This window comes from Methylocystis sp. JAN1 (assembly GCF_052186135.1).
Taxonomy (GTDB): Bacteria; Pseudomonadota; Alphaproteobacteria; order Rhizobiales; family Beijerinckiaceae; genus Methylocystis.
This window is the reverse complement of the sequence record NZ_CP181499.1, coordinates 2706832-2731839: the sequence shown is the minus strand read 5'-3', so window position 1 is coordinate 2731839 and position 25008 is coordinate 2706832. Positions and strand designations below refer to the sequence as shown.

The 25008-nt window shown below is 64.8% G+C and carries 21 protein-coding genes; 6 read left to right on the top strand and 15 right to left on the bottom strand.

Annotated elements, in window-relative coordinates; translation table 11 throughout:
- Window positions 1–56: 56 nt before the first annotated feature.
- From ACNHKD_RS13120 to ACNHKD_RS13110, 3 genes are all read right to left on the bottom strand, one after another.
- Entirely contained in the window at window positions 57–2162 is a 2106-nt protein-coding gene (locus ACNHKD_RS13120) for a GumC family protein (protein WP_442753932.1), read from the bottom strand.
- 96 nt (window positions 2163–2258) lie between these two features.
- Window positions 2259–3266, bottom strand: a complete 1008-nt coding sequence (locus tag ACNHKD_RS13115; RefSeq protein WP_442753931.1) for a glycoside hydrolase family 5 protein — start codon at window positions 3264–3266, stop codon at window positions 2259–2261.
- Between the two features lie 2 nt (window positions 3267–3268).
- The gene (locus tag ACNHKD_RS13110) at window positions 3269–4648 is read right to left on the bottom strand and encodes an O-antigen ligase family protein (RefSeq protein ID WP_442753930.1); all 1380 of its coding nucleotides are present in this window, start codon (window positions 4646–4648) and stop codon (window positions 3269–3271) included.
- A gap of 256 nt (window positions 4649–4904) precedes the next feature.
- Here ACNHKD_RS13110 and ACNHKD_RS13105 point away from each other — a divergent pair, with 256 nt between their 5' ends.
- Window positions 4905–6290: a lipopolysaccharide biosynthesis protein gene (locus tag ACNHKD_RS13105; RefSeq protein ID WP_442753929.1), complete on the top strand. Its 1386-nt coding sequence runs from the start codon at window positions 4905–4907 to the stop codon at window positions 6288–6290.
- Window positions 6291–6339: 49 nt separating this feature from the next.
- Here the strand turns inward: ACNHKD_RS13105 and ACNHKD_RS13100 are convergent, their stop codons facing one another.
- Both ACNHKD_RS13100 and ACNHKD_RS13095 read right to left on the bottom strand, forming a co-directional pair.
- Window positions 6340–7857 carry a glucosamine inositolphosphorylceramide transferase family protein gene (locus tag ACNHKD_RS13100; RefSeq protein ID WP_442753928.1) on the bottom strand — a complete coding sequence of 506 codons (1518 nt, stop codon included), beginning with the start codon at window positions 7855–7857 and terminating at the stop codon, window positions 6340–6342.
- Window positions 7854–8969: a glycosyltransferase family 4 protein gene (locus tag ACNHKD_RS13095; protein ID WP_442753927.1), complete on the bottom strand. Its 1116-nt coding sequence runs from the start codon at window positions 8967–8969 to the stop codon at window positions 7854–7856. Before ACNHKD_RS13095 ends, ACNHKD_RS13100 begins: the two co-directional genes overlap by 4 nt.
- A gap of 201 nt (window positions 8970–9170) precedes the next feature.
- Between ACNHKD_RS13095 and ACNHKD_RS13090 the strand changes: the two genes are divergently transcribed.
- Window positions 9171–10619: an NAD-dependent succinate-semialdehyde dehydrogenase gene (locus ACNHKD_RS13090; RefSeq protein WP_442753926.1), complete on the top strand. Its 1449-nt coding sequence runs from the start codon at window positions 9171–9173 to the stop codon at window positions 10617–10619.
- Between the two features lie 83 nt (window positions 10620–10702).
- Here ACNHKD_RS13090 and ACNHKD_RS13085 read toward each other — a convergent pair whose 3' ends face one another.
- Entirely contained in the window at window positions 10703–11059 is a 357-nt protein-coding gene (locus ACNHKD_RS13085; protein WP_442753925.1) for a hypothetical protein, read from the bottom strand.
- A gap of 587 nt (window positions 11060–11646) precedes the next feature.
- Between ACNHKD_RS13085 and ACNHKD_RS13080 the strand changes: the two genes are divergently transcribed.
- Complete coding sequence (locus ACNHKD_RS13080) at window positions 11647–12216, top strand: PE family protein (RefSeq protein WP_442753924.1); 570 nt, start codon at window positions 11647–11649, stop codon at window positions 12214–12216.
- Window positions 12217–12305: 89 nt separating this feature from the next.
- Here ACNHKD_RS13080 and ACNHKD_RS13075 read toward each other — a convergent pair whose 3' ends face one another.
- The 5 genes from ACNHKD_RS13075 to proB all read right to left on the bottom strand — a co-directional run bounded on the left by ACNHKD_RS13075 (window position 12306) and on the right by proB (window position 19178).
- Window positions 12306–13043: a DUF2076 domain-containing protein gene (locus tag ACNHKD_RS13075; RefSeq protein WP_442753923.1), complete on the bottom strand. Its 738-nt coding sequence runs from the start codon at window positions 13041–13043 to the stop codon at window positions 12306–12308.
- 1176 nt (window positions 13044–14219) lie between these two features.
- Window positions 14220–15245, bottom strand: coding sequence for a 2Fe-2S iron-sulfur cluster-binding protein (locus ACNHKD_RS13070; RefSeq protein WP_442753922.1), 1026 nt, complete (start codon window positions 15243–15245; stop codon window positions 14220–14222).
- A 284-nt stretch (window positions 15246–15529) separates the two neighbouring features.
- The gene (gene hcp, locus ACNHKD_RS13065) at window positions 15530–17194 is read right to left on the bottom strand and encodes a hydroxylamine reductase (protein ID WP_442753921.1); all 1665 of its coding nucleotides are present in this window, start codon (window positions 17192–17194) and stop codon (window positions 15530–15532) included.
- A gap of 107 nt (window positions 17195–17301) precedes the next feature.
- On the bottom strand, window positions 17302–17733 hold the full coding sequence (locus tag ACNHKD_RS13060; RefSeq protein WP_442753920.1) for an Rrf2 family transcriptional regulator: 432 nt from the start codon (window positions 17731–17733) through the stop codon (window positions 17302–17304).
- 314 nt (window positions 17734–18047) lie between these two features.
- The gene (proB, locus tag ACNHKD_RS13055) at window positions 18048–19178 is read right to left on the bottom strand and encodes a glutamate 5-kinase (RefSeq protein WP_442753919.1); all 1131 of its coding nucleotides are present in this window, start codon (window positions 19176–19178) and stop codon (window positions 18048–18050) included.
- A gap of 152 nt (window positions 19179–19330) precedes the next feature.
- On the opposite strand from proB, the gene ACNHKD_RS13050 reads away from it, so the two are divergent.
- Window positions 19331–19495 (top strand): DUF2147 domain-containing protein, encoded by a 165-nt coding sequence (locus ACNHKD_RS13050; protein WP_442753918.1) that lies wholly within the window; start codon window positions 19331–19333, stop codon window positions 19493–19495.
- An 8-nt stretch (window positions 19496–19503) separates the two neighbouring features.
- Here ACNHKD_RS13050 and ACNHKD_RS13045 read toward each other — a convergent pair whose 3' ends face one another.
- Window positions 19504–19830 (bottom strand): hypothetical protein, encoded by a 327-nt coding sequence (locus tag ACNHKD_RS13045; protein ID WP_442753917.1) that lies wholly within the window; start codon window positions 19828–19830, stop codon window positions 19504–19506.
- 99 nt (window positions 19831–19929) lie between these two features.
- On the opposite strand from ACNHKD_RS13045, the gene ACNHKD_RS13040 reads away from it, so the two are divergent.
- Window positions 19930–20805: a phytanoyl-CoA dioxygenase family protein gene (locus ACNHKD_RS13040; protein WP_442753916.1), complete on the top strand. Its 876-nt coding sequence runs from the start codon at window positions 19930–19932 to the stop codon at window positions 20803–20805.
- A 238-nt stretch (window positions 20806–21043) separates the two neighbouring features.
- Window positions 21044–22657, top strand: coding sequence for an ATP-binding protein (locus ACNHKD_RS13035; RefSeq protein WP_442753915.1), 1614 nt, complete (start codon window positions 21044–21046; stop codon window positions 22655–22657).
- 6 nt (window positions 22658–22663) lie between these two features.
- Here the strand turns inward: ACNHKD_RS13035 and ACNHKD_RS13030 are convergent, their stop codons facing one another.
- The 3 genes from ACNHKD_RS13030 to ACNHKD_RS13020 are packed head-to-tail and all read right to left on the bottom strand — an operon-like array spanning window position 22664 to window position 24912.
- Entirely contained in the window at window positions 22664–23071 is a 408-nt protein-coding gene (locus ACNHKD_RS13030; protein ID WP_442753914.1) for a TadE/TadG family type IV pilus assembly protein, read from the bottom strand.
- A gap of 1 nt (window position 23072) precedes the next feature.
- A complete protein-coding gene (locus tag ACNHKD_RS13025) occupies window positions 23073–23612 on the bottom strand; it encodes a TadE/TadG family type IV pilus assembly protein (RefSeq protein ID WP_442753913.1) in 540 nt (179 codons plus the stop codon).
- Between the two features lie 16 nt (window positions 23613–23628).
- The gene (locus ACNHKD_RS13020) at window positions 23629–24912 is read right to left on the bottom strand and encodes a pilus assembly protein TadG-related protein (protein ID WP_442753912.1); all 1284 of its coding nucleotides are present in this window, start codon (window positions 24910–24912) and stop codon (window positions 23629–23631) included.
- Between the last annotated feature and the right edge of the window lie 96 nt (window positions 24913–25008).

Here is a 25008-nt window from a genome sequence, read left to right as displayed (position 1 = left end):
CGGTTAGGCGCACGGCCGGGGGCGCGCCTGTGAGGCTCCAAAACGCGAGGCGGCGCTCAGGCGGCCCTGGCCGCGCCCTCTCCGCAGAGCGCCATCTGACGTGACTGTTCGGGGTCGTAAAGGCTGAGGCGCGCCGCGTCGGCTTTGTTGTAGAGCACCGCCGTCGCCCCGGCGTCGAGACGGTCGAGCGCGGCGTCGGCGTCGTCGGCGCTCGTCTTGTCCCATTCAATCAGGAAGACCGTGTAGTCCGCCTGCGCCGCAAGGAAGCGGGCGTGCGGCGCCTCAAGCGCGGGCGGTCCGTCGATCACGATCACGTCGAACCATTTGCGCGCAAGTTTGAGCGCCGCCCGAAGCGTCATGCCGCTCATCAGGCCGCCGATCGAACTGTGGCGGTTCAGCATGCGGCCGCCATAGGGCAGGAGCGTGTAGCCGTCGGCCGCCTGCTCGACGAGCGCGCCTTTCAGATCTTCGCCGGATTCGAGAACGTCGAGCAAGCCGTAAGGCGGCTTCTTCACATGCGCGGCGCGGTCGGCTTCGACGAGCAGGACGCGGTCGCCGCCTTCGGACAGATAGGCCGCGAGATTGACGGCGATCGTCGAGCGGCCTTCGCCGCGATGAGCGGATGTGACGAAAATGACGACGCTTTCGGCGCCAAGAACTTCGGGCGTGACTTCGGCGCAGAGCTCCGTGAGCCAGGGTGTCAGGTCGGGGACAACTTGGGCCGCATCCCTATCCGGGCCTTGCCGGGGCATCGTCGGCAGGAAGCCGAAAACCTCCACGCCGCCGAGCCGTTCGGCTTGTAGCGCGGTCTTCAGCGTCCTGCCCCGCCATTCGCGAATGGCGGCGGCCGCCGTTCCTGCGAGCAAGCCGATAATGGCGCTCACAGCGAGAACGACGATACGACCGGGAAGAGGCTTGGGGGGCGTCGCGGCGGGAGAGACGATGCGGATGTCGCTGGGCTCCAGGTCCTTCACCTGACGGAGTTCGCGCTGGCGGCTCAGCAGTTCCTCATAGACGGCGCGCTCGGCTTTGGCTTCGCGTTCGAGTTCCGCGAGCTTCACCATCTGCGGACCGAGCTCGCCGCTCTCGGTCTGCGCCTCTTTGAGCTGACGCGCGAGATCGGCCTCGCGTCCCTCCGACTCCTGATATTCGGCGCGGGCTGTGGACGTCATGCGGCCGATCTCGGCGGTGAGTTGGCGGCGGATGTCGCTGATCTGCGCGTTGAGGCTAACCACTTCCGGGTGCTTGGGGCCGAGCACCGTCGCCTGATCCGCGGACTGGCGCGAGAGGCGCGCATATTCGGCGCGCAGCGAGCTGAAGATGGGCGACTGCGCCGCCTGCGGCAGGTTGTTTCCCGCGCTCGGGCCAGCTTTGCGCAACAGCTCGTAACGGGCGCGGGCCTCGGCGGTCCGGGCGCCGGCGAGCACCAGTTGCTGGTTGAGTTCGTAAACGCGCCGTTCGAGTAGCGTGCTGCCTTGGCCTGCGTCGGTGACTTTCATTTTGGCCTTGAGGTCGGCCGCCGCTTCTTCAGCCTTGCCGACCCGCTCGCGAAGTTCGGACAGACGTCCTTCGATCGTCGCGGCGGTCCTGGCGCTGAGACCCGAACGCAGGTTCGTCTGATCTTCCAGAATCTTCCTTGCCGCGCCGTTTGCGACTTTCGCGGCCTTTTCTGCGGACGGCGCCTTCACTGTGACGTCGATGACGTAGGTCGTGCCGCGCCGCGCAATGCTTAGTCTGCTTGCCAGATTGTCGATCGTCGACTGCCTCAACTGATCCTCGGTCGCGCCTTTGCCGGCGAAGACCGGGTCGTGGGTGAGTTCGAGCTGGTCGACCACCGAGCCGAGAAAGGCCTCGGATTTGGCGATTTGCACGATGCTTTCGATGGCGTTGAAGTCAGAGCCGATATTCGCAAGCACGCCCGAGTTCTGCGTCACGCGCGCGGCGCGCGGATCGACCATCAGCACGGCCGTCGCATGGTACTGACGCAAGGTGAAGTTGCCGGCGAGGAACGCCGCGCCCCCGACGGCTGCCCCCACGGTCGAGATCAGCAGCGCATTGCGCCGCAGGAAGAGCGCGAAGCGCTTCAGCAGGCTAAAAGGCGAAGGCGGGGCGCCGTAGAGCGGGTTCGGCGCAGGCTGATCGTATCGCGCGGTGGGATACAAGCGGAATCTCGTGGTCACTGGGGCGGGCTGGCCCGCTGAACTCTCGCGCCCGAGGTCGCAGAGTATTTGCTTAACCTTAATCGTCTCTTACCGGGCTCACTTCATGAGCGCGTCGAGCAGGGGCCGCTTCCATTCCCGCGTGGCTGCGTCGGTCAAGGAGAAATCATGGTCAAATTGCCAATAGGCCCATCCCCAGCCGAAGGATTCGGCAGTTCGCGCCAGATGCCGCATCCAGGCCGCGCGCGAGAGGAGGGGGGCGGAGTCGATGACGCCGAATTCGCCGAGATAGACGGGCCGGCCGCTTCGTTCGGCCCAATCGGCGACGGAGCGAAGATCGTTGATGACCTTCTCCCGGGACGCGGGGGCGCCCCAGGCGACGTCGCGAAAGTCGGCAAAATCCTTGCTCCAGGGCGCTCCCTGATGCGTAAATCGCATCGGGTCATAATAGTGAACCGTGACGACGAGTCTCTTGTCGCTGTCGGGCAGTTGCAGTTTCCTCACCGCTTCCGGCGCGCCATTGTTGACGGCGGCCACGACCACAATGCGCGTTGGATCGACTTTCCTTATTTCGGAGAGGACGGCGGAAACGACGGCGTTCCATCCTCGATATTCCATCCGCCAGCCGGGCTCGTTCAGGATTTCATAGGCGACAGACGGCTTCGACCCCGCATATCTCTCCGCAATCTGCCGCCAGAAGGAGACGAGCCTGTCCCTGCAGCTCTCCGGCTGGCTGCTGCAACTATCGCTGTCATGCTGGTCGAGAACGACCCATAGCCCTTCCGCCGCCGCGCGGTCGAGCACGCCGTCGAGCCGACGCAGAACCTGTTCGTTGAGTTTTCCGTCGGGGCCGACATAGCGCAGGCCGAAGAAATTGACGCGCACATGGTCGAAACCGGCGTCGCGTATCCGCTTCATGTCCACGCCCAGCCGGAAGGGATTGTCGATCTCGCCATTCCAGAGGCCGTCATAGCCAAGAATATTCACGCCGCAGCGCAAATGGCGGATCAGGTTTTCGCTGGCTTCGCCCGGCCAGGCCGCGCCGGCGGCGCCGAGGAGACCGGCGGCGAGGAGGGCGGTTTGGGCGATCGCGCGCAACCCGCACATCCTCACGTCGCCTTGGTCGCGCGCAGGCGGCGCGAATGCGGCGCCAATGGCGCCGCGCTTCGTTGTTGGGCGCCCATGGCGGGAGCGACGGGTCTCGCGAAGGTCATCGCCAGGATCATGGTGAGCATGGTCGTCCTGAAATTCGTCGAACGCAGGAAAAACGTCTCGGTGAAATCGATCAGGAAGAGAAGGAAGGTGAAGGCAAGTCCGAAGGACGTGTAACGCTCCGGATAAAAGCCGCGCCGCGCGATTTCGTTCGCGCGAAAGCCAAAGCACAGATAGCCGAAGAGGAACAGGCCGTAGCCGACGAAACCCGTCTCCACGAGAATGTTGATGTAGCCATTGTGGTAATTGTCGAGAAACCAGGAATAACGTTCAAGATAGAGCGACTTCACCCAATCGAGCGTCCAGAAGCCGTTCACGCCGTAACCCAGCCATGGGCGGCTCCATATGAAGCGCAGGGCGTGTTGCCAGATGAAGGTGCGCTCGGTGAAGTCCAGCGCGACGCCGAAGATGACGAGATAACGGTTCTGGGTATAGAGGAGGTCGGCGATCAGCGCCGCCGCGACGAGCCCCATGAAAAACGGCGCGTAGGCCATCATCCGCGCGAAGCCGGGCGAGAGCCGCATGATGTAAAGCGAGACGAGCGCCGCAATGGCGAGCGCGCCGCCGCCGCGCGAGCCCGAGGCGACCACGCATATGACGGCGACGGCCGCCGATAGCCAGTAATAGGGGCTGCGCGCGCGGCTCATCAGAAGGTAGCTTGCCTGAAACAACTGCACCGCGCCGACGACGCCGAGCGTTTGCTTGGAGATGAAGACGCCGTTCCATTGTCCGGCATGCTGCCAGTTATCAAGGACGCCGATGCTTGGAACGGCGAGCGCGACGAAGATTGATGAGACGCCGACGATAAAGAGGCCGTCATGCGCGGTTCGGCCGATCTCCTCCCAATCCATTACGAGCGTCAGCCGCCACGCGCCAAATAGCACGATCGCCAAGGCGAGGCATTTCGGCAGGCTCGCCTCAGGATTCTGCGACCAAAGGAACGATAGGATCGCCGTCACGTAGAAGGCGATATTGACATAAAGGCCGACACTCCACTCCATTTCGAGTTCTGGCGTAGCGAAAAAGCTGGCTGCGATGATGATGAGCCAGCAGAGAAGTCCGACATATTGCTGTGCGGCGGATCCCTCTCCGCCGAGCGAGAGAGCCGGGTGAAAGTCGCCGTTGAGAAGAACGGCGATCAACAAGAGCGAAATTCGAATCACCCAGCGCGCCCGTGCGTCGATCGACTTCCGCCGGGCCTGCCTCAGATAGGTTCGCTTTCGCGGCGCTAATTCTTCGTTGATCGGGAGGATCAACGCCCTATTGCTGCGTCGCATGCGCATCGCCAAAGTTACGGCTGGAGCCTTCATAGAGACGAAGGCCGCATAATCGCTCTAAATCCTGGCTCGTTGTTAAATTTCCGCTAACGTCACGCGGCCCCTGCTCGATCCTATACGATCTGTTCATGGCTCTCGTTTAGGAAGTTCCGAGGGGAGGGGGGATCGCCAGCCGTATGCGGAGGGTAAGACCCAAGATAGCTTGCAATGCTGGATCGTGTCGCAAAGCATCAATTTTGGTTTTGAGGTTCTCGCGATGACGCTCAGTTTCAAGTCCCTTGCCGCAATTCTTGCCGGTCGCGAGGCGGCGATTGCGGCGGTCCTCGCATTGGGCATCAAAGCCGCCGGCGCGTTGCTGACCCTGGCCGTGTTCACGCTCGCCGCGCGCGCCATGTCGCCCGACGAATTCGGTCGCCTTGCGATCTGGTTCAACGCCGTCAGCTTCCTCGCCGTGGCGGCTTGCTTCGGCCAGGACACCCTGATCGCTAGATCATTCGGCGAATATGCGTCGAAGGGAGACCGTTCCCAGGCTTGGGGCGCCTATCGCTACGGATGGACGATGACGATCGCTTCCGGCGTCGTCTTCGCGGGTGCGATGCTGTTTCTGGCGCCGTTCTTTTTTCCGCAATTGGTCCGTACTGCGCTGCTCGCAGGCGCCTTTTTCCTTTTGACGCAGACCTTGTTGCACTATTCCTCGCACTCCACGCGCGTCATCGTGAACTTCTTCGTGTCGGAAGTCTCGCGCGAGTTGATCTGGCGCATCGCGCTGCTCATCGCCGTGATCTGGGCGGTCCTGCATCAGGGGTTGACCCCGACGGAATTCTTTTTCGCGGCCGGCGTCGGGCAGATCCTCTCGCTGGTCGCGGCGCTTCACCATGTCAGGAAGTCCTATCTCGCCCATTCCGTCGACTCTCTCAGCCAGCAGGATCGAAAGCATTGGCTGTCCCGCGGCCTCGCCATGTGGCAATCGGCGACCGTCGAAGCGGGAAGCGCCTATTTCGACGTCATCCTGATCGGCTATGTCGCGTCGCCCGCCGACGCCGGCGACTATTTCGCCGCTGCGCGCATCGCCAATGTGTTCATCATGGTCCTGACCGGTCTGAACACATATTCGATGTCGCATAGCGCCAGCCTGCACTTCTCCGGCCAGACCCGGAAGCTTCAGGACATATTGCGGGCGCTCGTCTCGGTCTCGACCGTCATGCTCGCGCCGCTGCTTGCGCTCATTTACGTATTCGGCCGTGAGATTCTGACGATCTTCGGCGAGCGATTCGCCAGCGTCTATCCGACGCTCGTCGTGCTGGCGACCGCCTGCTTCGTCATGTCGTCTTGCGGGTCGGCCTCGGTCATCCTGCTGACGACAGGGCACGAAAGAATCTATTCGCGCATCATCACGGCCGCCACACTCGGCCGGTTCACGCTGACGGCGATCCTGGCGCATTTTTACGGCAGCCTTGGCGCGGCATGCGCGTTCGCGCTGGTCAATGCGCCGCTTTTCATCGCGCTTTCGGTCATCTGCAAACGCGCTATCGGCGCGGACACCAGCATAATGAGCGTTTTCGCCTATTTGTGGGAACGCCGGAAGAAAAGCGCAAATCCGGCGGGCGAAATCGCCTCGCAGACTGAACCGCAGGCGCGTTGAGAGCGTTTGGCTCGCTTTAAAAGCCCGGAAACCGGGCCAAGCCCGTCCTTTATCGCGCGCGGGCGTCGATCCGTTCTTGCAGCGCGCGGCGCAGCGGCATGTATTTCGGCGTCAGGATCGCGCCGTCGATGCATTCCAACCGTCCGCAACGGTTGATCGTGTGCAGGCGGCCGCCCGGCCAGCGGCCGCCTGGCGAAAGCCGGCTTACCAGCGATTGCCTGAATGTCTCGGGATCAAGCGCGTCGATGCGCATGATCGCGATTTCCTTGCCGTAGCCGTGCGCACAATTCTGCACCGGGCGCAGCAGGACGCCATTATGGGCGACGACCGCGCCCGCCGGACGCGCGAAGCGCGCGTCGACAATGAGGGGGGATCGCCGGTGCGGCTCCCACGGGCCGAAAAGCCTTGGCGCATGATGGACGGCGAGCGTGTCGGAATAGCCCCCATAGCCGTCGCGGACGACGGAGGTCATCCAATAGCGGTCGCCATGGCGGAAGATGGTCGCGTCGGCCGCTTCGACGCCTTCGACGAGATTCCAGACCGGCTCCCATTTGTCCGGGAAACCGACGCAGCGGTAGAGCGTGATCGCTCCCGCAGTCGACGCTTCGGGAACCATGTAAAGCTCCCCCGCTTCTTCAATCAGGAACGGGTAGGACAGATGCCAGCGTTCCTTGAGCGCGCAAAGCGGCTCGCCCACGGGTCCGGCGGCGTCGAAGGGCTGGTAGAAAATCTCGCCGATCTCGGTGCGATAATCCAGCCGTTCGTAGAAGATCCCCGTCTGCCCGCGCCACTCGATGGGGAATGGGTCGGCGGAGCAGGCGACGCTCTGATCGGGAATGACCCGCCATTCCGGTCCCGAGAGAGAACCGCTTTCGACGACGCCGGGTCCGTCAATATAGCGCCAGCCGATCCGCCAATGCGGCGAGTGGCAGCAGAGATGGTAAAGCCGGCGCGCGCATTGGAAGGCGAGGTTGAGCGCGAAGTAGGCCGCGGGGCGCCGCGGCCGCCGTTGCGCCGGGACGGCCGCGGCGAGCGTCGCTTCGGGATCGGCGAGCGCTTTCTCGATCAATACGCAGATGCGGGAATAGACGGCTTCGAGGCTGCCGGTGAGCCCGTCCGCCGCCTCCATGGAAGGGTATCCTTCGACGATACGGGCGCCCGAGGCGGCGTCTTCGACGGCAAGGGTCGGGACCGCGCCGGAGAGAATCGCGGCGACGGCCGCCTGGTCGGTCGCGTGGCCGTCGTAAAGCGGGCGAAGCACAAGCGCGCCGCTCGTCGGCGAGGCGTCGCCAATGAGGTCGATCACGACATCCGCATCCGACTCCAGCGTCGCATTCACGGCCGAGGCGTCGACGCGATCGCAAAGGGTAGGCTTACTCCGCCGCAATAGCATGCGCTCGAGCGTCAGGAGCTGCGTAACCGCGCCCGGCTGCGCGTCGTCCCGTGGATCAAAGCGGAAGGCGACCTTTGCGCCGGGCCAGCGTTTTGCGAGCCGCTCGCGAAGACGATCCTGCCAGCGCATGAAGCGCGCGGAGGAAACCGCGATGGCGATCCGCCGATACGTCATGTTGGGGACTTTTCCATGAGGCGGAGATAATCCTCGATCATCACGTCGAGCGGATAGCGCTCGGCAAGCCGCCGCCCGACGCTGGTCAGTTTCGCGTTAAGTTCAGGATCGCCAAGCACTCGGCGCACGGCGCCGGCGAAGGCCGGCGTATCGTGCGCGTCGACAAAGAGGGCGCAAGGTTCGCCGCCGACGGAGAGAACGTCCCGCAGCACTTCGATGTCGTTGACAATGACGGGCAGGCCCGCTTGCGCCGCTTCGACGGGGGCGAGCCCGAATGTCTCCATCGCGCTCGGAAAGACGAAGCAGTCCAGCGCCGCCAGAAAGACGCCGACTCCTTCCGTATCCAGCTCGCCGAGGAAATGGACGCGGTCTCTCACGCCGAGACTCCTCGCGAGCGCTTCAAGGGAGTCGCGCTCTTTTCCTTGTCCGGCGAGCGCCAGATGCTGGTCCCGGTTCTCGCAGAGAATTCGGATCGCGAGATCGGTCTGCTTCATCGGATGGAGCCGCGCCGCGCAGCCAAGAAGCGTCGCTTCCTGAGGCAGACCCAGCCGCTCGCGGGCCTCCGCCTTGGCGAGCGGCGCGGACTTGTCGAAGAAACCATGGTCGATGCGGGTGATGCGCTTGGCGTAGGCCGGAGGATAATCGCCGTAGTCGGCCGCCGTCTGCGCGGAATTCACGACGATGCGATCATAGAAGCCGATCATCCCCATGAGCTTGTCGAGTAGCGCCACGGGGCGGGGGACCAGCTTCGACGGTGTGAGCTGGTTGGCGACGAGAATGGCGCTCCCGGCCGCGCGCGCCACGGGCGCCGCGATGACGTTGCCGTAATGCTGAAGCGTCACCACCGCGTCGGGCTTCTCGCGTCGAAGCTCCTGGTAAAGCGCCGCCAGCATTTTCATTACGCCGAGCGGTATCGACGGCCGCTCCCTTGCGCAGAAGAAAACGTTGGGATCGTCGTCGAAGCTTTCCGTGCGCCGGAAGAAGAAAATCTGTCGCACGCGCCAGCCGCGCTTTTCGAAGCCCTGCGCAAGTTGGCGCGCGATCTCCTGAGCGCCGGCGTTTTCCGCTTGAGTCTGAACGATGGCGACTGTTTTCGATCGGGTGGAGTTCAAGGGCGGCTCGGCAAGGGTTCGGCTCGGGAAGCTTTTTCTTAGAGCGCGGAAATGAACGAGGCCTTTAAGCCGGCCCCGGTCCGAACGCAGGGCGGGGCTAAGCAAATCGATCATTCGCAAGGTCGTATTTTCGCTTGAAAAGGCCGCCCGTCCTTCCTCTATTTCTGGGGGCGTCTCAATATAGGACCAAGGCTTCAACGCATGGATGTAAAAGACCTCTCCCTCGTCGAACAGGCCTTTATCGGGGGCGCCTGGGTCGGCGCCGACAGCGGGGCGACATTCGCCGTGACGAATCCGGCGACCGGCGAGACGCTCGGCAGCGTGCCCGATATGGGCGCCGCCGAGACGCGCCGCGCGATCGAGGCGGCTGAAAAGGCGCTGCCGCTCTGGCGCGACCGGCCCGCAAAAGAGCGGGCGCAGATGATGCGCCGCTGGTACGAACTGATCATGGCCGAGCAGGAGCGGCTGGCGCAGATCATTACGGCGGAGCAGGGCAAGCCGCTGTTCGAGGCGCGCGGCGAGATCGCCTATGGCGCGTCCTATATCGACTGGTTCGCGGAAGAGGGCCGCCGCGTCTATGGCGACATCGTGCCGGGGCTCATGGACCGGCGCATTCTGGTGCTCAAGCAGGCGGTCGGCGTCGCGGCGGCGATCACGCCATGGAATTTCCCTTCGGCGATGCTCGCGCGCAAGGTCGCGGCGGCGCTCGGGGCGGGCTGCACCATGGTCGTGAAGCCGGCGGAGCTCACCCCGTTCTCGGCGCTGGCGCTCGCGGAGCTTGCCGAGCGCGCCGGCGCGCCGGCTGGCGTCTTCAATGTCGTAACGGCGCTCGATCCCGCGCCGATCGGGCGGGAGCTCACCGGCAATCCCGCCGTGCGGAAGCTGACCTTCACCGGCTCGACGGAGGTTGGAAAGATTCTGCTGCGGCAGGCGGCGGAGAATGTGCAGAAATGCTCCATGGAGCTGGGCGGCAATGCGCCGCTCATCGTCTTCGACGACGCCGATCTCGACCGCGCGGTGAAAGGCGCCGTCGCCACCAAATACCGCAATTGCGGCCAGACCTGCATCTCCGCCAATCGCTTCCTCGTGCAGAAGAGCGTTGCGGAGGCGTTCTCGCAGAAGCTCGCGGAGGCGGCGCGCGGGCTCAAGGTCGGCATGGGCTTCGATGAGAGCGTCGCTGTCGGTCCGATGATCGAGGAGGCGGCGGTCGAGAAGGTCGAGCGTCATATTTCCGACGCGATCGCTCATGGCGCCGAGGTGCTCACAGGCGGCTCCCGTCACGCGCTGGGCGGCTTGTTCTTCGAGCCGACCGTGCTTGCCAATGTGCCGGCCGACGCGCTGATCTTTCATGAGGAGACCTTCGGCCCGGTGGCGCCCGTCATCGTCTTCGATACAGAGGAGGAAGCGATCCGCCTCGCCAACGCGACGCCCTACGGTCTGGCGGCCTATTTCTACGCGGGCGACGTGGCGCGCATCTTCCGCGTCGCGGAAAAGCTCGAATTCGGCATGGTGGGCGTCAATGAGAGCATCATCACCTCGGAGGCCGCGCCCTTTGGCGGCGTGAAGCAGTCCGGCCTCGGGCGCGAGGGCTCCCGCTACGGGATAGACGATTATCTGGAGCTGAAATATGTGTGTCTGGGCGGCATGTAGGCTGTTCCCCCGAAAGGCGCGTCGTCTGCTTTTTACGCCGCGACCGACCGGTGGGGATAAATTTGTGTGAGGGCGTTTTGCCCTCACAGGGCCTTGCGGCAGACCGTGCGGGTCACCGTGCCGCGCACGCCGTAGCCATCGTCCGTCTGCGTCACGACCTCGCGGCAGCCCTGCAGGCTCGCGACTTCTACGGTCTGCGCGGCGGCTTCCGGAACGGCGTCGGCCTTGTCGTCGACCGGGATGATGAAGGGCTTCACCGCGGAGCCGGTCGTCGCGATGATCGGAGCGGCGTCGGTCTTGTGGAAGACGGCCTTGGCGGCGGCGAAGCTCACATTGGCGGCCATGATCGCGAAGGCGATCTTCACGGCGAGGGCGGCGCGCACCGGGCGCGAGGCGAATTTGCTGGAAACGGTCTCGCGGCCGGTCTCGAAGCGTTTCATGGTCCAGGTCCCTTTTTCGTTGCGTTCGTTCAGCGAACGAGACGAGGTTTAGGCCCTGGGCCGCCGGAAGTTGGTGCGCTGGCGCACATGGCGAGTGAGGGGAGCTAGCTGCGACGGAACAGGGATTTTCGCATCGGGACCATCTGTCCGAGGCGAACGCCTAGCGCCGGTCGTGACGATGGCGGCGATGGCGCGCCGGAAATTTCGGACGGTCGTTTTCGTGGCGATCCCTACCGTCCGCGCTTGAAACCATGTCGCGCCCATTCGGGGCATGGCCTTCCGTCCGCCAATCTGCGCGCAGCGCGCCGATGGCGATGGGCAAGGCCAGGCTCCCTGAGCACGGAACGAACTCTTCAAGGTTTTCGACCTCGCCGGAAGGAAGCGCGCGCCCCCGCACGTTTGGCGAATGTTGTAGCTGGGCTGGAACTGGCGACGAGCTCGAGGCGTTCCCCAAAAGTTCGGACGCGCCGCCGAAGCGCCTCGGTGTGCGTCGGTGCACAGAAAGATCTTTGAACATGCTTAGCTTAGAATTGCTCGCGCATGGGGCGTGAACGAGACGCGAGTCGTACTTGAGTGGAGTAACGATCATGCTTCGTAAATATACGATCACAGCGGCCGCTGCGGCTGCTCTCCTTTATCCTACGACGTCTTTCGCCTGGGGCAGCGGACACTGGGGCGAGGGGTCTGCGGGCCAGTCGAGCGGCTCGACCGGCGGACAGAGCGGGAACTCGGGCGTCGGACAAAGCGCCGGCTATGGCGGTGGACAGAGCGGCGGTCACTGCAAAGGCTATGGTAAATGTTCGACGGGCGGCGGTCAATGGGGCAATAGCGGCGGCGGCTATGGCGGCGGCCATTGGGGCGGCGGCAGTCATTGGGGCGGCGGCCATTGGGGTAATGGCGGCTGGGGCGGCTATGGCGGCGGCCGGCCGAGCGGCGGCCACTGGGGCGGCGGCGGTCATTGGGGCGGCGGCCATTGGGGCAATGGCGGCGGCTGGGGCGGCTATGGCGGCGGCCGGTCGGGCGGCGGCCACTGGGGCAATAGCGGCTACGGCGGCGGCCGGCCGACTGGAGGCGGCCATTGGGGCAGCGGCGGCGGCGGCGGTCAATGGGGCAGCAATGGCGGCGGCTGGGGCGGCTATGGGGGCAGCGCCCGATAGCTGGCGGCTTCGACACGCAATGCCATGAAATCATCTCGCTTGGCCCGCCGGGTCTCCCCGGCGGGCCGGTTTCTGAATTCTACGCCCGGTCAGACGTCGAAACCGCCGTCGCCGCCATCGTCGAAGCCGCTTCCGTCGTCGAAGCCCGGGTCGTCGCTGTAGCCGGCGTCGCGCAGATCGGACGAGTCGTCATAGCCTTGATCGTAGCCGGCCTCCTGACCGCCCAATTGGCTACCCGGCTCGTCGCCGTAGTAGTTGTTGATGACGGTCGTCTCGCTGGCGGGCGTGAAGCCCGAGCCGATGCCGAGATTGGCCATCCCGCCATAGCCGGAGCCATGCGAGAACAGGCTGCGGATGCCGTCCGCGAGCAGCACGCCGCCCGCGACGCCCGCCGCCGTGCCGAGCGCGCCCTTCAGGAAGCCGCCGCCGTCGGAAGGCGGCTGCTGCTGGCCCCAGCCTTGCGGGGCGTAGCCGCCCGCGACCGGATTGCGGCCCTGCGGCGCGCCCCAGGGGCCGCTAGGCGGAGCCGGGCGCGGCGGGAGAGGGGCCTGGCGCTGGCCGCCGCCGAATAATCCCCCGAGAAAACCGCCCGCGGGCTTCGACTGCAATTCCTTCACCTGCCTCTCGAGCTCCTCGATGCGGGCGTTGGCGCCCTGCAAGGCCTGATCCTGCACGATGACCGTCTGCGCCAGAAGATAAGGCGCGGCCGGCTGCTGCTTGATCTGCTCGTTGATGAAAGTTTCCGCCTCCTGGTCGCGCGGACCGGCGGCGGCGCTCTTCGTGCGCTCGAACAGCCCGACGAGCAGTTGACGTTCTTCCGGTGACATCAGTCTCTCCCCATAGGAACCGGCCGTGAAGGCGCGGCGTCTGGAAATATGGGGGAAGGCCGCATTGGCGCCAAGGGCGGGCGCGACCGCGGCCGCGTTAAAGTTTTGCAAGCTCGCGGAAAGATTGTGGCCCGGCTCGGTCGGTCCGGCAACCTCTCCGCTAAATCCGCCAACACGAAAACCCCCGCCGCCGAAAGCCGGCGCGGGCTGTTGCAGGAAGCCGGGACGCCCCGGCCCCGTTCGGCCGAGTGCGTGAGTGAAAAGCGCGTCGGAGCCAAGGCGTCCCGGCGGCGGTCTTTATTCGCGCGCACCTTTCCTTCCGGGGTGGGGTCGTCGCGCGACCTTGGCCCGTCCGGCGCGGCCGCCAGGCGGCGGCCGCTTCTTTCCCGGGGGCGCTTTGGAGCAAGTTCTGATCGAAAAAGTCTGACAACTTTTTCGGAACGTGCTCGCGCTCCCGGGCGCGCGCAAGGGTTCACATGCGCCGCCTCCGGCCCGCCGGCGCTTTCCCTTTCGGTACTCGCGCCGCGTGTCGCGGACCGGAAACTACGCCCAGCCTTCGCGCGGATTTCCCCGCGCTTCTCCCCACCAAGGAGAGACCCGGCAGGCGGCGTCGTAACTCCCGCGCGGAACGAGGGTCGCCGCCCCGCGCTTAACCGGCCCCGCCAGCGCCGCCGACCCGACGACGCCCCTGTTGGTTGGCGAGGCGGGGGCAGGATAGGAGAGGTTCGGGGGGATGGGGATAAGTCGGGGAGATGATGCGGGCCTGAATGCCCGCCAGGCTGCCGACAAAGTAGCGGCGACGCCCCTCGCGCTTCGAGACGCTTGCTGCGCAAGCTCCTTTAGCATGAGGGGCTTCTTCCTTCAGCGCCAAACAGTTAGGCCTTATCCTGAGGAGCGAGCGCAAGTCGGGTTTTCCCGACTTGCACAAAACCCGACTTGCACAAAACAGGAATGTTGATCTCGGGCAGGCCCGAGACCGCAGCTCGCGTCTCGGAGGACGAGGCCTTGGGAAGCCAACAAACTGGCGGGCCTGAAGGCCCGCGCTCCACTTCGCCATGCCCGCGCTTGTCGCGGCCACATGCGACGCCGCGCGCCTTGCAGCGCTTGCGCGACGCCTAGGCGCGGATGGCTGGAACAAGCCCGCTATGACGCGGCTTTAAAAGCTGAGCCCGCCCCTCACGCGGCCGTAAATTTTTCGCTGAAGATGCGGTCCTGCGCGACGCCGGTGGCGTGGCCGGCTTCCTCGGTCGCGGCGATCAGCGCGGGCGGGCCGCAGACATAGATGTCCGGGCGCTCCGGCCCCGTCGCCAGCGCCTGAGCGAGCGCCTCGGCGGGCGTGCCGATAAAGCCTCGCCACGCCTCTTCAGGCTTCCAGACGCAAATCGTGACGTCGAGCTGGGGCAGCATGGCTTTGAGTTCGTCGATTGCGTCCAGCGCGAAAAGCTCTTCGGCGCGGCTCACCCCAAAAAACAGGCGGCACGGGCGCTGGTCGGCGAATTCGGCCATTTGCCGGAGCATGGAGAGCGCGGGGGCGAGGCCCGTGCCTCCCGCGACGAACCAGCGCGGCGCCGTGCTGGCTTGGTCGACCGTAAACTGGCCCTGCGGGCCTGTAATGAGCAGCGCGTCTCCGATGGCGGCGCGCCTGAGATAGGTTGAAAAGGCGCCGTTTGGCTGTAGGCGGATGTAGAGCTCCAGCGCGCCATCCCAATTGGGGGCGTTGGCGAGCGAGTAGGAGCGGGTGACCGATCCGTCTGGGGTGGTCACCTTGACGAACTGGCCGGCGGTGAATTGCGCTGCGCTGCCAAAGGCGGGATCGTCTTCATATTGCAGCACGAGACGAACCGCGCTGGACCCGGCCGGCGCAATTTCAACGAGAGTCGCCCGCCGCTCGGGAAGCGAGGCGTAACCGACGGCCGCCTGATCGAAAGGCGCGTGCAAGGCGAGATCGCCGCGCGCCTGCGTGCGGCAAAGCAGAATATCGCCGGCGGCGCGCTCGGCGTCGCTCAGCGCCGCGCTGCTGTGGGACATCAACTCGACCTCTCCGCTCGTCCGTCTGACGCGGCAGGCGCCGCAACCGCCCTCGCGGCATGACGACGGAAGATAAATGCTGGCGCGTTCCGCCGCATCGAGAAGCGTTTCCGAAGGCTCGGCCTCGAAGGCGATCGACGCGCCGTCGCGCGTGAGTAGATTGACCTTGAACATGTCGGATTCCGGTTAGGGTGGCGCACGCCATGAGGGTTGACGCCCCTCGCGCTTCGAGACGCTTGCTTCGCAAGCTCCTCAGCATGAGGGCTTCTTCTTTCAACGCCAAACAGTTAGGCGTCATCCTGAGGAGCGAGGCGCAAGTCGGGTTTTCCCGACTTGCACAAAACAAGAATGTCGATCTCGGACAGGCCCGAGATCGCAGCTCGCGTCTCGAAGGGCGAGGCCGCCTCGGGAGTTTGTCAACAAACTGGCGGACGCCCGAGGGCGTCCGCCAGTGAAGATCACGCGGCGCGGGCGAGAGAGGCCGCGATGTCGGACTTCGCGTCGCCAATCGGCTGAATGCCGAACTTCTCGACCAGCACCTCGACAAGCGCCGGGGTGAGGAAGGCCGGCAGCGTCGGCCCCAGCCGCACATTGCGCACGCCGAGCGCGAGCAGCGTGAGGAGAACGGCGGCGGCCTTCTGCTCGAACCATGAGACGATGAGCGACAGCGGCAGTTCGTTGACGCCGACGCCGAAGGCTTCCGCCAGCTTCGTGGCGACGACGAGCGCGGAGTAGGCGTCGTTGCACTGTCCCATGTCGAGCAGGCGCGGCAGGCCGCCGATCGTGCCGAAGTCGTGCCTGTTGAAGCGATATTTGCCGCAGCCGATCGTGAGGATCACCGTGTCGTCGGGCGCCTCGTCGGCGAAGTCGGTGTAGTAATTGCGGCCCGGCGCGGCGCCGTCGCAGCCGCCGACGAGGAAGAAGTGGCGGATCGCGCCGCTCTTCACGGCGTCGATCACCTTGTCGGCGACGCCGAGCACCGTGTCGCGGCCGAAGCCGATGGTGATGGTCTGCTCCGGCGCGTCCTCGACGAAGCCGGGCAGCGCCTGCGCGGCCTGTGCGACGATCGAGAAATTCTCGTCGGCGATGTGGCGCACGCCCGCCCAGCCGACCGGTCCCGCCGTGAAGATGCGCCCGCGATAACGCGGCTGCGGCTCAATGAGGCAGTTGGACGTCATGACGATCGGGCCGGGGAAATCGGCGAATTCCTTCTGCTGATCCTGCCAGGCGCCGCCGTAGTTTCCGACGAGATGCGGATAGGCCTTGAGCTTCGGATAGGAATGCGCCGGCAGCATTTCGCCATGCGTATAGACGTTGATCCCCTTATCCTTCGTGGCCTCGAGAATGGCGTGCAGATCCTTCAGGTCATGGCCCGAAACGAGGATCGCCTTGCCCTTGACCGGCGTCACGCGAACGCTTGTCGGCGTCGGCGCGCCGAACGTGCCGGTATTGGCCGCGTCGAGCGCCTCCATCGCGACGAAATTGGCGCGGCCGAGCGCCAGCGCTTCTTCGAGGAGCGTGGCGATGTCCTTCTCTTCCCGCGCGAGAGTGTCGAGCGCATGTTCGACCGCCTCATAAATGGCGTCGCGCTCCTGTCCGAGAACGCGCGCATGATAGGCATAGGCGCACACGCCTTTCAGACCGTAGAGGATGAGCGAACGCAGGCCGACTGCGTCTTCGCCGAGGATCGCCGCGTCCTTGCGAACGGCCGCCTCGGCCGCCTGCGCGAGAAGGCCGGCCATGTCTTTCGCCGGGACGAAAGCGGCGGGGCCAGACAGCGTCCTGGGCATTGAGGCGGCGGCGCGAGCGGCGTTTTCATAGAGAGCTTTCGCGCGGTCGCGGACCTGCGCGGCCTGCTGGATCAGCTCGACGAACTTGACCGCGTTGAAATTGACATTGGTGAGCGTCGTGAAGAAGGCGAAGAGGATGAAGCGGTCCGCTTCGACATCCGTGGCGCCAAAGCGGCGCGCGAGATGCAGATATTGGCCGGCGCTCTCGCAGACATAAAGCAGGATGTCCTGCAGGTCGGCGGTGGCGGCGTCCTTGCCGCACATGCCTTTCGCGCTCGCGCAGCCGGCGCCTTCATCCGACCGGTAAGTCTGCTCGCATTGATAACAGAACATCCGCTTCTCCTCCCGACGGCGCCCGGCGGGCGCTCAAATCGGTATTAAGAATGCGTATTAAGAGCGGCGAAAGTCAAGCCGCGCGGAAGTCGCGCGGTCGCCAATCTTCAGACCGGCAGATCGAGCGGCGGGAAAGCGGCCGTTTTTTCCAGGCAATCGGCGAGGGTGAAGCGGTCGAGCTCCCTCAAAAATCCCTGTTCCGCGCGCGCCAGCATCCCTTTAAGCCGGCAGCGCGGCAAAAGCGCGCAGTTGCTCCCCTGCGCGCTGAAACATTCGACCAAAGGCTGATCGTCGAGGCTGCGAATGACGTCGCCGATGCGGATATCGCGCGGGTCGCGCGCGAGACGCACGCCGCCCTGGGCGCCGCGTATGCCTTCGAGAAATCCGGCCGCGGTCAGCTCCTGGAGCACTTTCGCCATGTGATGGCGCGACACGTCGAAGTGATCGGCGATCGCCGCCGCGCTCATGATCTCGGGATTACGGTCGGCGAGAAGGATCAGCGCCCGCAAGCCGAAGTCGGTAAAAGTTGTGAGCCGCATGACGAGAATCTAACACGGTATTCGCAACTCGGAAATATGCTGCAACTGGGAAACGATCCAGTCTATGGGCGCCGGGACAATCGGGCGAACGACAATCTCGGAGGCTAGTCGCCCAATACCTCGCCTTTACGGGGAGGTCGGCGGTCGAAGACCGCCGGGTGGGGCTCGCGCCGCAATGAAATATGGGGGGTTAACCCCACCTGACCCCGCTTCGCGGGGCCACCCTGCCCGTAAAGGGGAGGGATTCGCTCACGCCGGCGTTCACCCGATCGCTCTGGGCGGCCGCGCGGCGAATAGTTAGAACGGAACCGGCCTCATTCCCCCGCCAGCGCCATATCGTCGCGGTGGATGATTTCGTCCGGTCCCCTGAAGCCGAGCACCGCCTCGATGTCCTTTGTCGAGCGGCCGGAGATCTTCGCGGCGTCGACCGCGTCATAGGTCACGAGACCGCGCCCGATCTCGCCGCCCTGATGGTTGCGGATGACGATGCAGTCGCCGCGAGCGAAGGCGCCCTCGACGCGGGTGACGCCGGCGGGCAGCAGGCTTTTGCCGGAGAGCAAAGCGCGCGCGGCGCCCTCGTCGATATGCACGGCGCCCTTGGGCTCAAGCGAGCCCGCAATCCATTTCTTGCGCGCGGTCACGGGGTTCGAGGGCGTAAGGAACCAAGTGCAGCGCTCGCCGTTGCGGATGCGCTCGATCGGCGCCTCGGCGCGGCCGTCCGCGATGACCATATGCGCGCCCCCGGTCGTGGCGATCTTCGCCGCCTCGATCTTGGTGCGCATGCCGCCGCGCGAATATTGCGAGGCGGCGCCGCCCGCCATCGCCTCGATCTCGGCCGTCACGCGCGGCACGACGCGCAAATGCCTCGCTCTCGGGTCGGCGGCCGGCGGCGCGGTGTAGAGGCCGTCCACGTCGGACAGCAACACCAGCAGGTCGGCGCTCGCCATGGTCGCGACGCGGGCGGCGAGACGGTCATTGTCGCCATAACGGATCTCGGCGGTCGCCACCGTGTCGTTCTCGTTGATCACCGGCACGGCGCGCAGCGACAGGAGGCGGTTCAGGCATTCGCGGGCATAGAGATAGCGGCGCCGCTCCTCCGTATCGCCGAAGGTGACGAGCACCTGGCCGGCGACGACGCCGCGCTCCTGCAGCGCCTCGGCCCAGAGGCGGGCGAGGGCGATCTGGCCCACGGCGGCGGCGGCCTGGCTGTCCTCCAGCGGCAGCGTCCCCTGCGGAAAGCCCAGCACGCTACGACCCAGCGCCACCGATCCCGACGACACGACCAGCACATCCGCGCCGCCGCGATGCAGCGTCGCGATGTCGTCCGCGAGCCGGGTCAGCCAGCCCTGCTTCACCGCCGCGGCCTTGGGATCGACGAGGAGGCTCGAGCCGACCTTGACGACGATGCGGCGGAAGGCGGCGATGTCGGGAATGCGATGTGTCATGCGGGTGTGCGAGAACCGGCGATTCAGAGAGGAGCGCGAGAGTTAGCCCATGGGGGCGGGGGAGGGCAAATGCGCCTCGCAACCCGCTCCGACTGACGCGCCTCTTCCGGCGGCGCTGAAATTCAGGACGTTGGGCGCGCGTTTTTTACGACATGGTTCCCGCAGGCGAGAACAGGTGGTCCGGCCATGCCTTCAACCCGGAGGACGGCAGAATCTATTCCGGCGCGATGACGCTCTCCGGCAACTGCCTCACGACATCCGGCTGCGTCCTGGGCGGCCTGATTTGCAAGACCGTCAGCTGGTCGCGGGTAAAATAGCGAGCCGCTTATTGCGGCTTCTGCTCCGGCGCCTGCGCGCTGGCGGCGTCCTTCACGCATTTCTTCGTGAAGCTCATCCGGGCCGCGCCCACCAGCTTCTTCTCGGCGGCGGCCGCCTGGCAGGCGCTCATGGCGGCGTCGCGCTCGCATTTCTTCAGGAAGCTGTTCAGCGCCGCGCCCGCGAGCTTCTTTTCCGTCGCCTTGGCCGCGCAGTCGGGCGCCGGCGCCGCGACGGCCGGAGGCGGAGCCGGGGCGGGGACAGCGTCTTGAGCGCCGGCGAGCGAGGGAAGGAAGAGTCCAAGTCCGAGGGCGACAAAAAGGGCGTGCTTTTTCACGGCGATCTCCCGATAGATATTCCGCCTTGACGCTGATCGGCGTTCAGGGAGCATAGGCACGGCCAGGCGGGCCGGCAAGTGGAGGCGCAAAAGGAACCAATGACGCTGACCGCCGATCTTTTGCCCGGCGTGCCGCTCGTCGAAAGCCCGTTCTTCGAGCAGGACGTAACGTCCCTTCCGGCGGAATGTCAGGCGGTCGCGCGGCAATTGCACACGCGCGGCTACGCCGTCGTCGATTTTCCGGATCCCGATTTCCTCGGCAAGGCGGACGCGATCCGCAAACGGCTGACCGCACGTTTCAACTGGGGCGATCCGGCGGCCTGTCCGGTCAGCGCCCGCGTCCAGGACGCATGGGAATTCGACGCCGACGTGCGCGCCATCGCCTGCAATCCAACGATCCTCGACTTGCTCTCGGCGCTTTACGGCAGGGCGGCCTTTCCGTTTCAGACGCTGAACTTTCCGGTCGGCACTCAGCAGCCCGTGCATAGCGACCATATTCATTTCTGCTCGATTCCCGAGCGCTTCATGTGCGGCGTCTGGGTCGCCCTGGAAGACGTCCACGCGGACGCCGGTCCCTTGTTCTACTATCCGGGCTCGCATGTCTGGCCGAGCTATGGCAATGCGCATATCGGCGCGAAGCCCGGCGCCGATGCGGTGATGAAGTTCATACGTGTGCAAGAGGAGATGCCGCAGCGGCTCGGCGTCGAGCGGGAAACCTTCCTCGCCCGGAAGGGACAGGCCTTGATCTGGGCCTCCAACCTTCTGCATGGCGGAAGCGCGCAAGCGGACCGGACGCGCTCGCGCTGGAGTCAGGTGACGCATTATTTTTTCGAGGGCTGCCGTTACACGACGCCGCTGCAAAACGACGTCCTCGGCGGGAAAATCAAAAGGCGGCGCGTGAAGGACGCGCGGAAAAGCGGAGGCCTTGCCGCGCTGGTCGGCGCGGGGACGCGGTTGTTTTCGAGGAGCGCATAGGCCGCCGCCGTTGTCGCGACGACGCAACGCGCCCGATGCGGCCGTCGTCTTCGGCGGATGACATAGGTCATGCAAAGCCGGCCGAACGCGAACTTAGCCTGTCGCCACTTCGATAAAGTTTGTTTTGACTGCGCCATTTATGTATCTGACGCGTTCGCGTGGACAGAAGGCCACGACGTCGCCGGGCCTGTGAAAGCTCGACCGGATGCGCGGAAAGCGCCCTCCGCAGGAGTTCTTTATGCTGTCAGCGTTAAGCGAGTGGATATTTGGCTCCGCCGAATTGGCGCCGCATGGCTATTGCCTGCTATGGGAGCCCGGCCTGATCTGGCTCTACGCCATTTCCGACGGCGCCATCGCGCTCGCCTATTTTTCAATTCCCCTGACGCTCGTCGTCGTCGGCAGGCGGCGCGGCGATCTCGTGTATCGGCCGATGCTGTGGCTCTTCGCCGCTTTCATCCTGCTTTGCGGCACGACGCACTGGTTTGATCTGCTGACATTGTGGACCCCGCTTTACGGCCTGCAGGGCGTCGTGAAGGCGGCGACGGCGATCACGTCGGTCTCAACGGCGATCGCGCTGTGGTGGGCGTTGCCCAAGTTTCTCGAGCTTCCGTCGGCCGCACAGTTGCGGGAAGCCAACGCCGCTCTGCTCGCGAGCGAGGAGCGGCTCGCGCATGCGCAGAAGATGGAATCCATTGGGCAACTGACCGGCGGCATCGCGCACGACTTCAACAATCTGCTTCAGGTCATCGTCGGCTCGCTGAGCGTGATCGAACATCAGATCGCGCGCGGGCGCGGCAATGAGATCGCGCCCGCCGTCGCATCGATCAAAAAGGCCGCGAACAACGCGTCGAGCCTCATCAACAGAATGCTGGCCTTCTCCCGCCGCCAGACATTGCTGCCGCGCGTCATTGAGCCGGACAAGCTTGTCTGCGGCATGGAGGAGATGCTGCGCCGTACCTTGGGCCCCGAAATCGCGCTTGAGATGCGGGTCGGCGACGGCAAATGGGTCGTGAATTGCGATCCCTCGCAACTTGAAAGCGCACTGCTCAATCTGGCGATCAACGCGCGGGATGCGATGCCGCATGGCGGCGCGCTGACAATCAGGACATCGGACCGGACGATTTCCGCCGATCCGCGCGATCCCGATCTCGCTCCGGGCAATTACGTCGAAATCGAGGTCGCCGACAGCGGCGCCGGAATGAGCCCGGAAGTGCTGAGCCGCGTTTTCGAGCCCTTTTACACAACGAAGTCGGTGGGGCAGGGAACGGGGCTGGGCCTGTCCCAAATCTATGGCTTCGTGAAGCAGTCCGGCGGTTTCGTCCGGATCGACAGCGCGCCCGGCAAGGGCACGAGCGTGCGCATCTTCCTGCCTGGACAGGCGCGGCCGCCGTCGCAGGCCGTGGAGGAGCAGGCGGATCAGGAAAGACCCCAAAGGGATTTCCCGGCGCAGATGGGCAGACTGCTGGTCATCGAGGATCAGGGCGATATCCGCGACCAGATCGCCGAAACGCTGGAGCAGATGGGATGCACGGTCCTCAAGGCCGCCGACGGGACGGCCGGGCTGAAAATACTGGATTCGGGCGAGCCGCTGGATCTTCTGATCACGGATGTTGGTCTGCCCGGATTGAGCGGAATCCAGGTGGTCGAGGCCGCGCGCGCCGCACGCCCGAACCTGCCGGTTCTTCTCATCACCGGCTACGCCGGCAAGGCCTCCGACGGTCTGAAGCTCACCTCGAATATGGAGGTCCTGCGCAAGCCTTTCACATTGGAGGAGTTGTACGCGAAGGCGCAGGCGATGCTGAAAAGCCGGGTTTGCCGGAGCGACGTCGCCGACAAGGAGGCGGCTCCGTGAGCGGCGTCAGTATTGCCTCGGATAGCAGGCGGTGTGGCTCAACAAAGCCGTCGGTCCGACGCCGGGCGTGATGAAGGAATAGGTGTACGTTCCCTGGACTTGCACGCCCGGAAGCGTGCCGGAGGTGCAGCTTCCGACCGTGTAATTCGCGGCCGTGAGGCTGGCGGCGCCCCAGGATTGCGCAACCGCATAGGCCTGCGCATCCGAGTCGGAGCCGCAATTGGTCTGGTCGAGCGTGCGGCAGCGCGCGGCGGCGTGCGTGGCGCGATTGAGCGTTACGTCCGTCCAAAGGAACAACCCCATGTCGATCACGCCGAAAGTCGCGATGATCAGGGTGAGAACCGCGGCCGCGAATTCCGCGAGAACCGCCCCGCTGGTGTCGCTTAGCACCTTGGAAGCTAATGTCTTCGCCATGTTATTTCGCCCGAGTCGTGGCGCTGAGGGTTATCGACGAGGGGAGCGTGACGCCAAAAAGGCCCGCCATGCCGGCGGCGACCGGATTGGTGAAGGGCGCGGAGGCGGTGATTGTCACATACAGGCCCGGCGCATTGGCTGAGCCCGTCGCGCTGCAAGTCGCGGGGGGATTCGGCGCCTGGTTTGAGTAATTGCACGTCGTTCCCGTCGCGACGACGCCGGCAGTGGTTGGGCATCCATAGAAGCAGGCGGCTGAAGCCGAATTAACGGCGGTGTCGCCCGCGGCGTTGACTGCGGCGATGACATTCGTCGCATTGTTCACGTTCGCCCAATCCCACCCGTTCCGGGTCACGTGCAGCACGCCCGCCTCTACGGCGCTGTTCAACTTTTCCACCTCGATAAGGTACGAACTCAAGCCCGCTACGCCGACGAGCAGCATGGCCAGGATCGGCGCGGCGACTGCAAACTCGGCCAGCACGGCGCCGGATTGCCCGCGCCGGCCGTAAAGGAAAATTCGGATCTGCTTGAACGCCGATCGCATGAAGTCAACTCCGAAACTATTGAATGAGCGCGATCGCCGCAGTGCTTTTGACGTCTTGCGCGCCGCACGAGCCGTCGAAACTAAGCGCCACCGTGCCGGAGACGTCGATTGTGCTCGCGATCACCTGCGCGCATGGCGACGTGATGTTGCCGCTCATCGATACTGCGTTGTTGGGGACGTAGACCGTTCCAATAAGCGAACTCGTCGCCCCGCCTGCGAGCGTGATATCGCTGTTGGGGCTTGCGATGGCCCATCCGCTGTTTCTTGCGCCTGGAGAATCGTTCTTAGGAGCCGAAAGCTGGTTCACTCCATTGCCTTTGAACTGATTGAAAACCACGAGCGTTGCGTTGTTCGTTTTAAGGACGCCCGTCCCGCTGGTCGAAAGCGTGTCGTAAAAATAGAAGACTCCGTTTTGAAACGTTGTCGTCCCGCTTGCAAGCGACGTCTTGCCCTTGAAGTGAATCGGTTGCGATGCATTTGTCGCGTCGTAGGTCACGCCGGCGGTTGCGCCATTAGTGCTGCAAAGCGGCGCGTTGCAAGGATTGGGCGCGCTGGTCGCCAAATTCGTCAACCAGCCTTTTTGCCCATTGCCGGCGTAAGGATCGGTCACCCCCGGGGTGGCGTTTGACATCGGAAAGGGCGGCGCGGAGTAGACGGTGGGTTGCCCCGGCTCGCTGATGGAGCCGGCGGACCGCACGGGCGCATTGACGACGGCGTTGCCCTGTATGTTGAAGCCGCCATTGTTATTCCCGGTTTTCGTCGAGTTGGAGGCGAGGCCGCAACCCGGCGTGCCCACCGTCGCCGTGCCGGCGACGTTGAAGGCCTTGGGCGCCGTCGTCGACAAGGCGATCATGCAGTAGCTCGTCGTCGGAATGGCCGCCACGGCGCGCGCCGCGACCGTCATCGAGGTAAGACCGAACAGCCCCGAAAACGCGGTCGACATGGGTTGCTGCACAATCGCCTCGACCGCCCCGGTATAGCTCGCCAGCGCGCCGGAGGCCGCAAGTCTGTTGATGGCGACCGAGACGCCATCCGCGCCGTCCGTCCAGCCGGACGAAGCCGAGGCCGCGCGTCCGTTTACGACCTCGCTTTCGCTGAGCGAAAGAGCGATGGCCCCGCTCATGGCGGCGGTGTCCGCTGCGGATTGCATCCTCTGGCGGTTGGCGTAAGCATGACCGATGTCGATGGCGAGGGCGGCCATTCCGACCAGCGAGAAGAGCATCGCCGCGACAAAAGCGAGCGCCGCGCCATCTTCCGACCGCCAAAATTTTCCAAAATGACGTCCAAGGCGAGTAAACATCTGCCTGTCCCCGCAATAAGTCTAGGCGTTACGATTCCAATGTGGAAGAGCAAACCCATGGAGATACTCTTTAAGAACACGTTAGCATGCGCTTGA

Bases quoted from the DNA above. Each gene is read 5' to 3' on its own strand.
- ACNHKD_RS13115 (WP_442753931.1), bottom strand. From the start codon at position 3,266: ATGTGCGGGTTGCGCGCGATCGCCCAAACCGCCCTCCTCGCCGCCGGT.
- ACNHKD_RS13110 (WP_442753930.1), bottom strand. From the start codon at position 4,648: ATGCGACGCAGCAATAGGGCGTTGATCCTCCCGATCAACGAAGAATTA.
- ACNHKD_RS13105 (WP_442753929.1), top strand. From the start codon at position 4,905: ATGACGCTCAGTTTCAAGTCCCTTGCCGCAATTCTTGCCGGTCGCGAG.
- ACNHKD_RS13100 (WP_442753928.1), bottom strand. From the start codon at position 7,857: ATGACGTATCGGCGGATCGCCATCGCGGTTTCCTCCGCGCGCTTCATG.
- ACNHKD_RS13090 (WP_442753926.1), top strand. From the start codon at position 9,171: ATGGATGTAAAAGACCTCTCCCTCGTCGAACAGGCCTTTATCGGGGGC.
- ACNHKD_RS13085 (WP_442753925.1), bottom strand. From the start codon at position 11,059: ATGAAACGCTTCGAGACCGGCCGCGAGACCGTTTCCAGCAAATTCGCC.
- ACNHKD_RS13080 (WP_442753924.1), top strand. From the start codon at position 11,647: ATGCTTCGTAAATATACGATCACAGCGGCCGCTGCGGCTGCTCTCCTT.
- ACNHKD_RS13075 (WP_442753923.1), bottom strand. From the start codon at position 13,043: ATGTCACCGGAAGAACGTCAACTGCTCGTCGGGCTGTTCGAGCGCACG.
- ACNHKD_RS13070 (WP_442753922.1), bottom strand. From the start codon at position 15,245: ATGTTCAAGGTCAATCTACTCACGCGCGACGGCGCGTCGATCGCCTTC.
- hcp (WP_442753921.1), bottom strand. From the start codon at position 17,194: ATGTTCTGTTATCAATGCGAGCAGACTTACCGGTCGGATGAAGGCGCC.
- ACNHKD_RS13060 (WP_442753920.1), bottom strand. From the start codon at position 17,733: ATGCGGCTCACAACTTTTACCGACTTCGGCTTGCGGGCGCTGATCCTT.
- proB (WP_442753919.1), bottom strand. From the start codon at position 19,178: ATGACACATCGCATTCCCGACATCGCCGCCTTCCGCCGCATCGTCGTC.
- ACNHKD_RS13050 (WP_442753918.1), top strand. From the start codon at position 19,331: ATGGTTCCCGCAGGCGAGAACAGGTGGTCCGGCCATGCCTTCAACCCG.
- ACNHKD_RS13040 (WP_442753916.1), top strand. From the start codon at position 19,930: ATGACGCTGACCGCCGATCTTTTGCCCGGCGTGCCGCTCGTCGAAAGC.
- ACNHKD_RS13035 (WP_442753915.1), top strand. From the start codon at position 21,044: ATGCTGTCAGCGTTAAGCGAGTGGATATTTGGCTCCGCCGAATTGGCG.
- ACNHKD_RS13030 (WP_442753914.1), bottom strand. From the start codon at position 23,071: ATGGCGAAGACATTAGCTTCCAAGGTGCTAAGCGACACCAGCGGGGCG.
- ACNHKD_RS13025 (WP_442753913.1), bottom strand. From the start codon at position 23,612: ATGCGATCGGCGTTCAAGCAGATCCGAATTTTCCTTTACGGCCGGCGC.
- ACNHKD_RS13020 (WP_442753912.1), bottom strand. From the start codon at position 24,912: ATGTTTACTCGCCTTGGACGTCATTTTGGAAAATTTTGGCGGTCGGAA.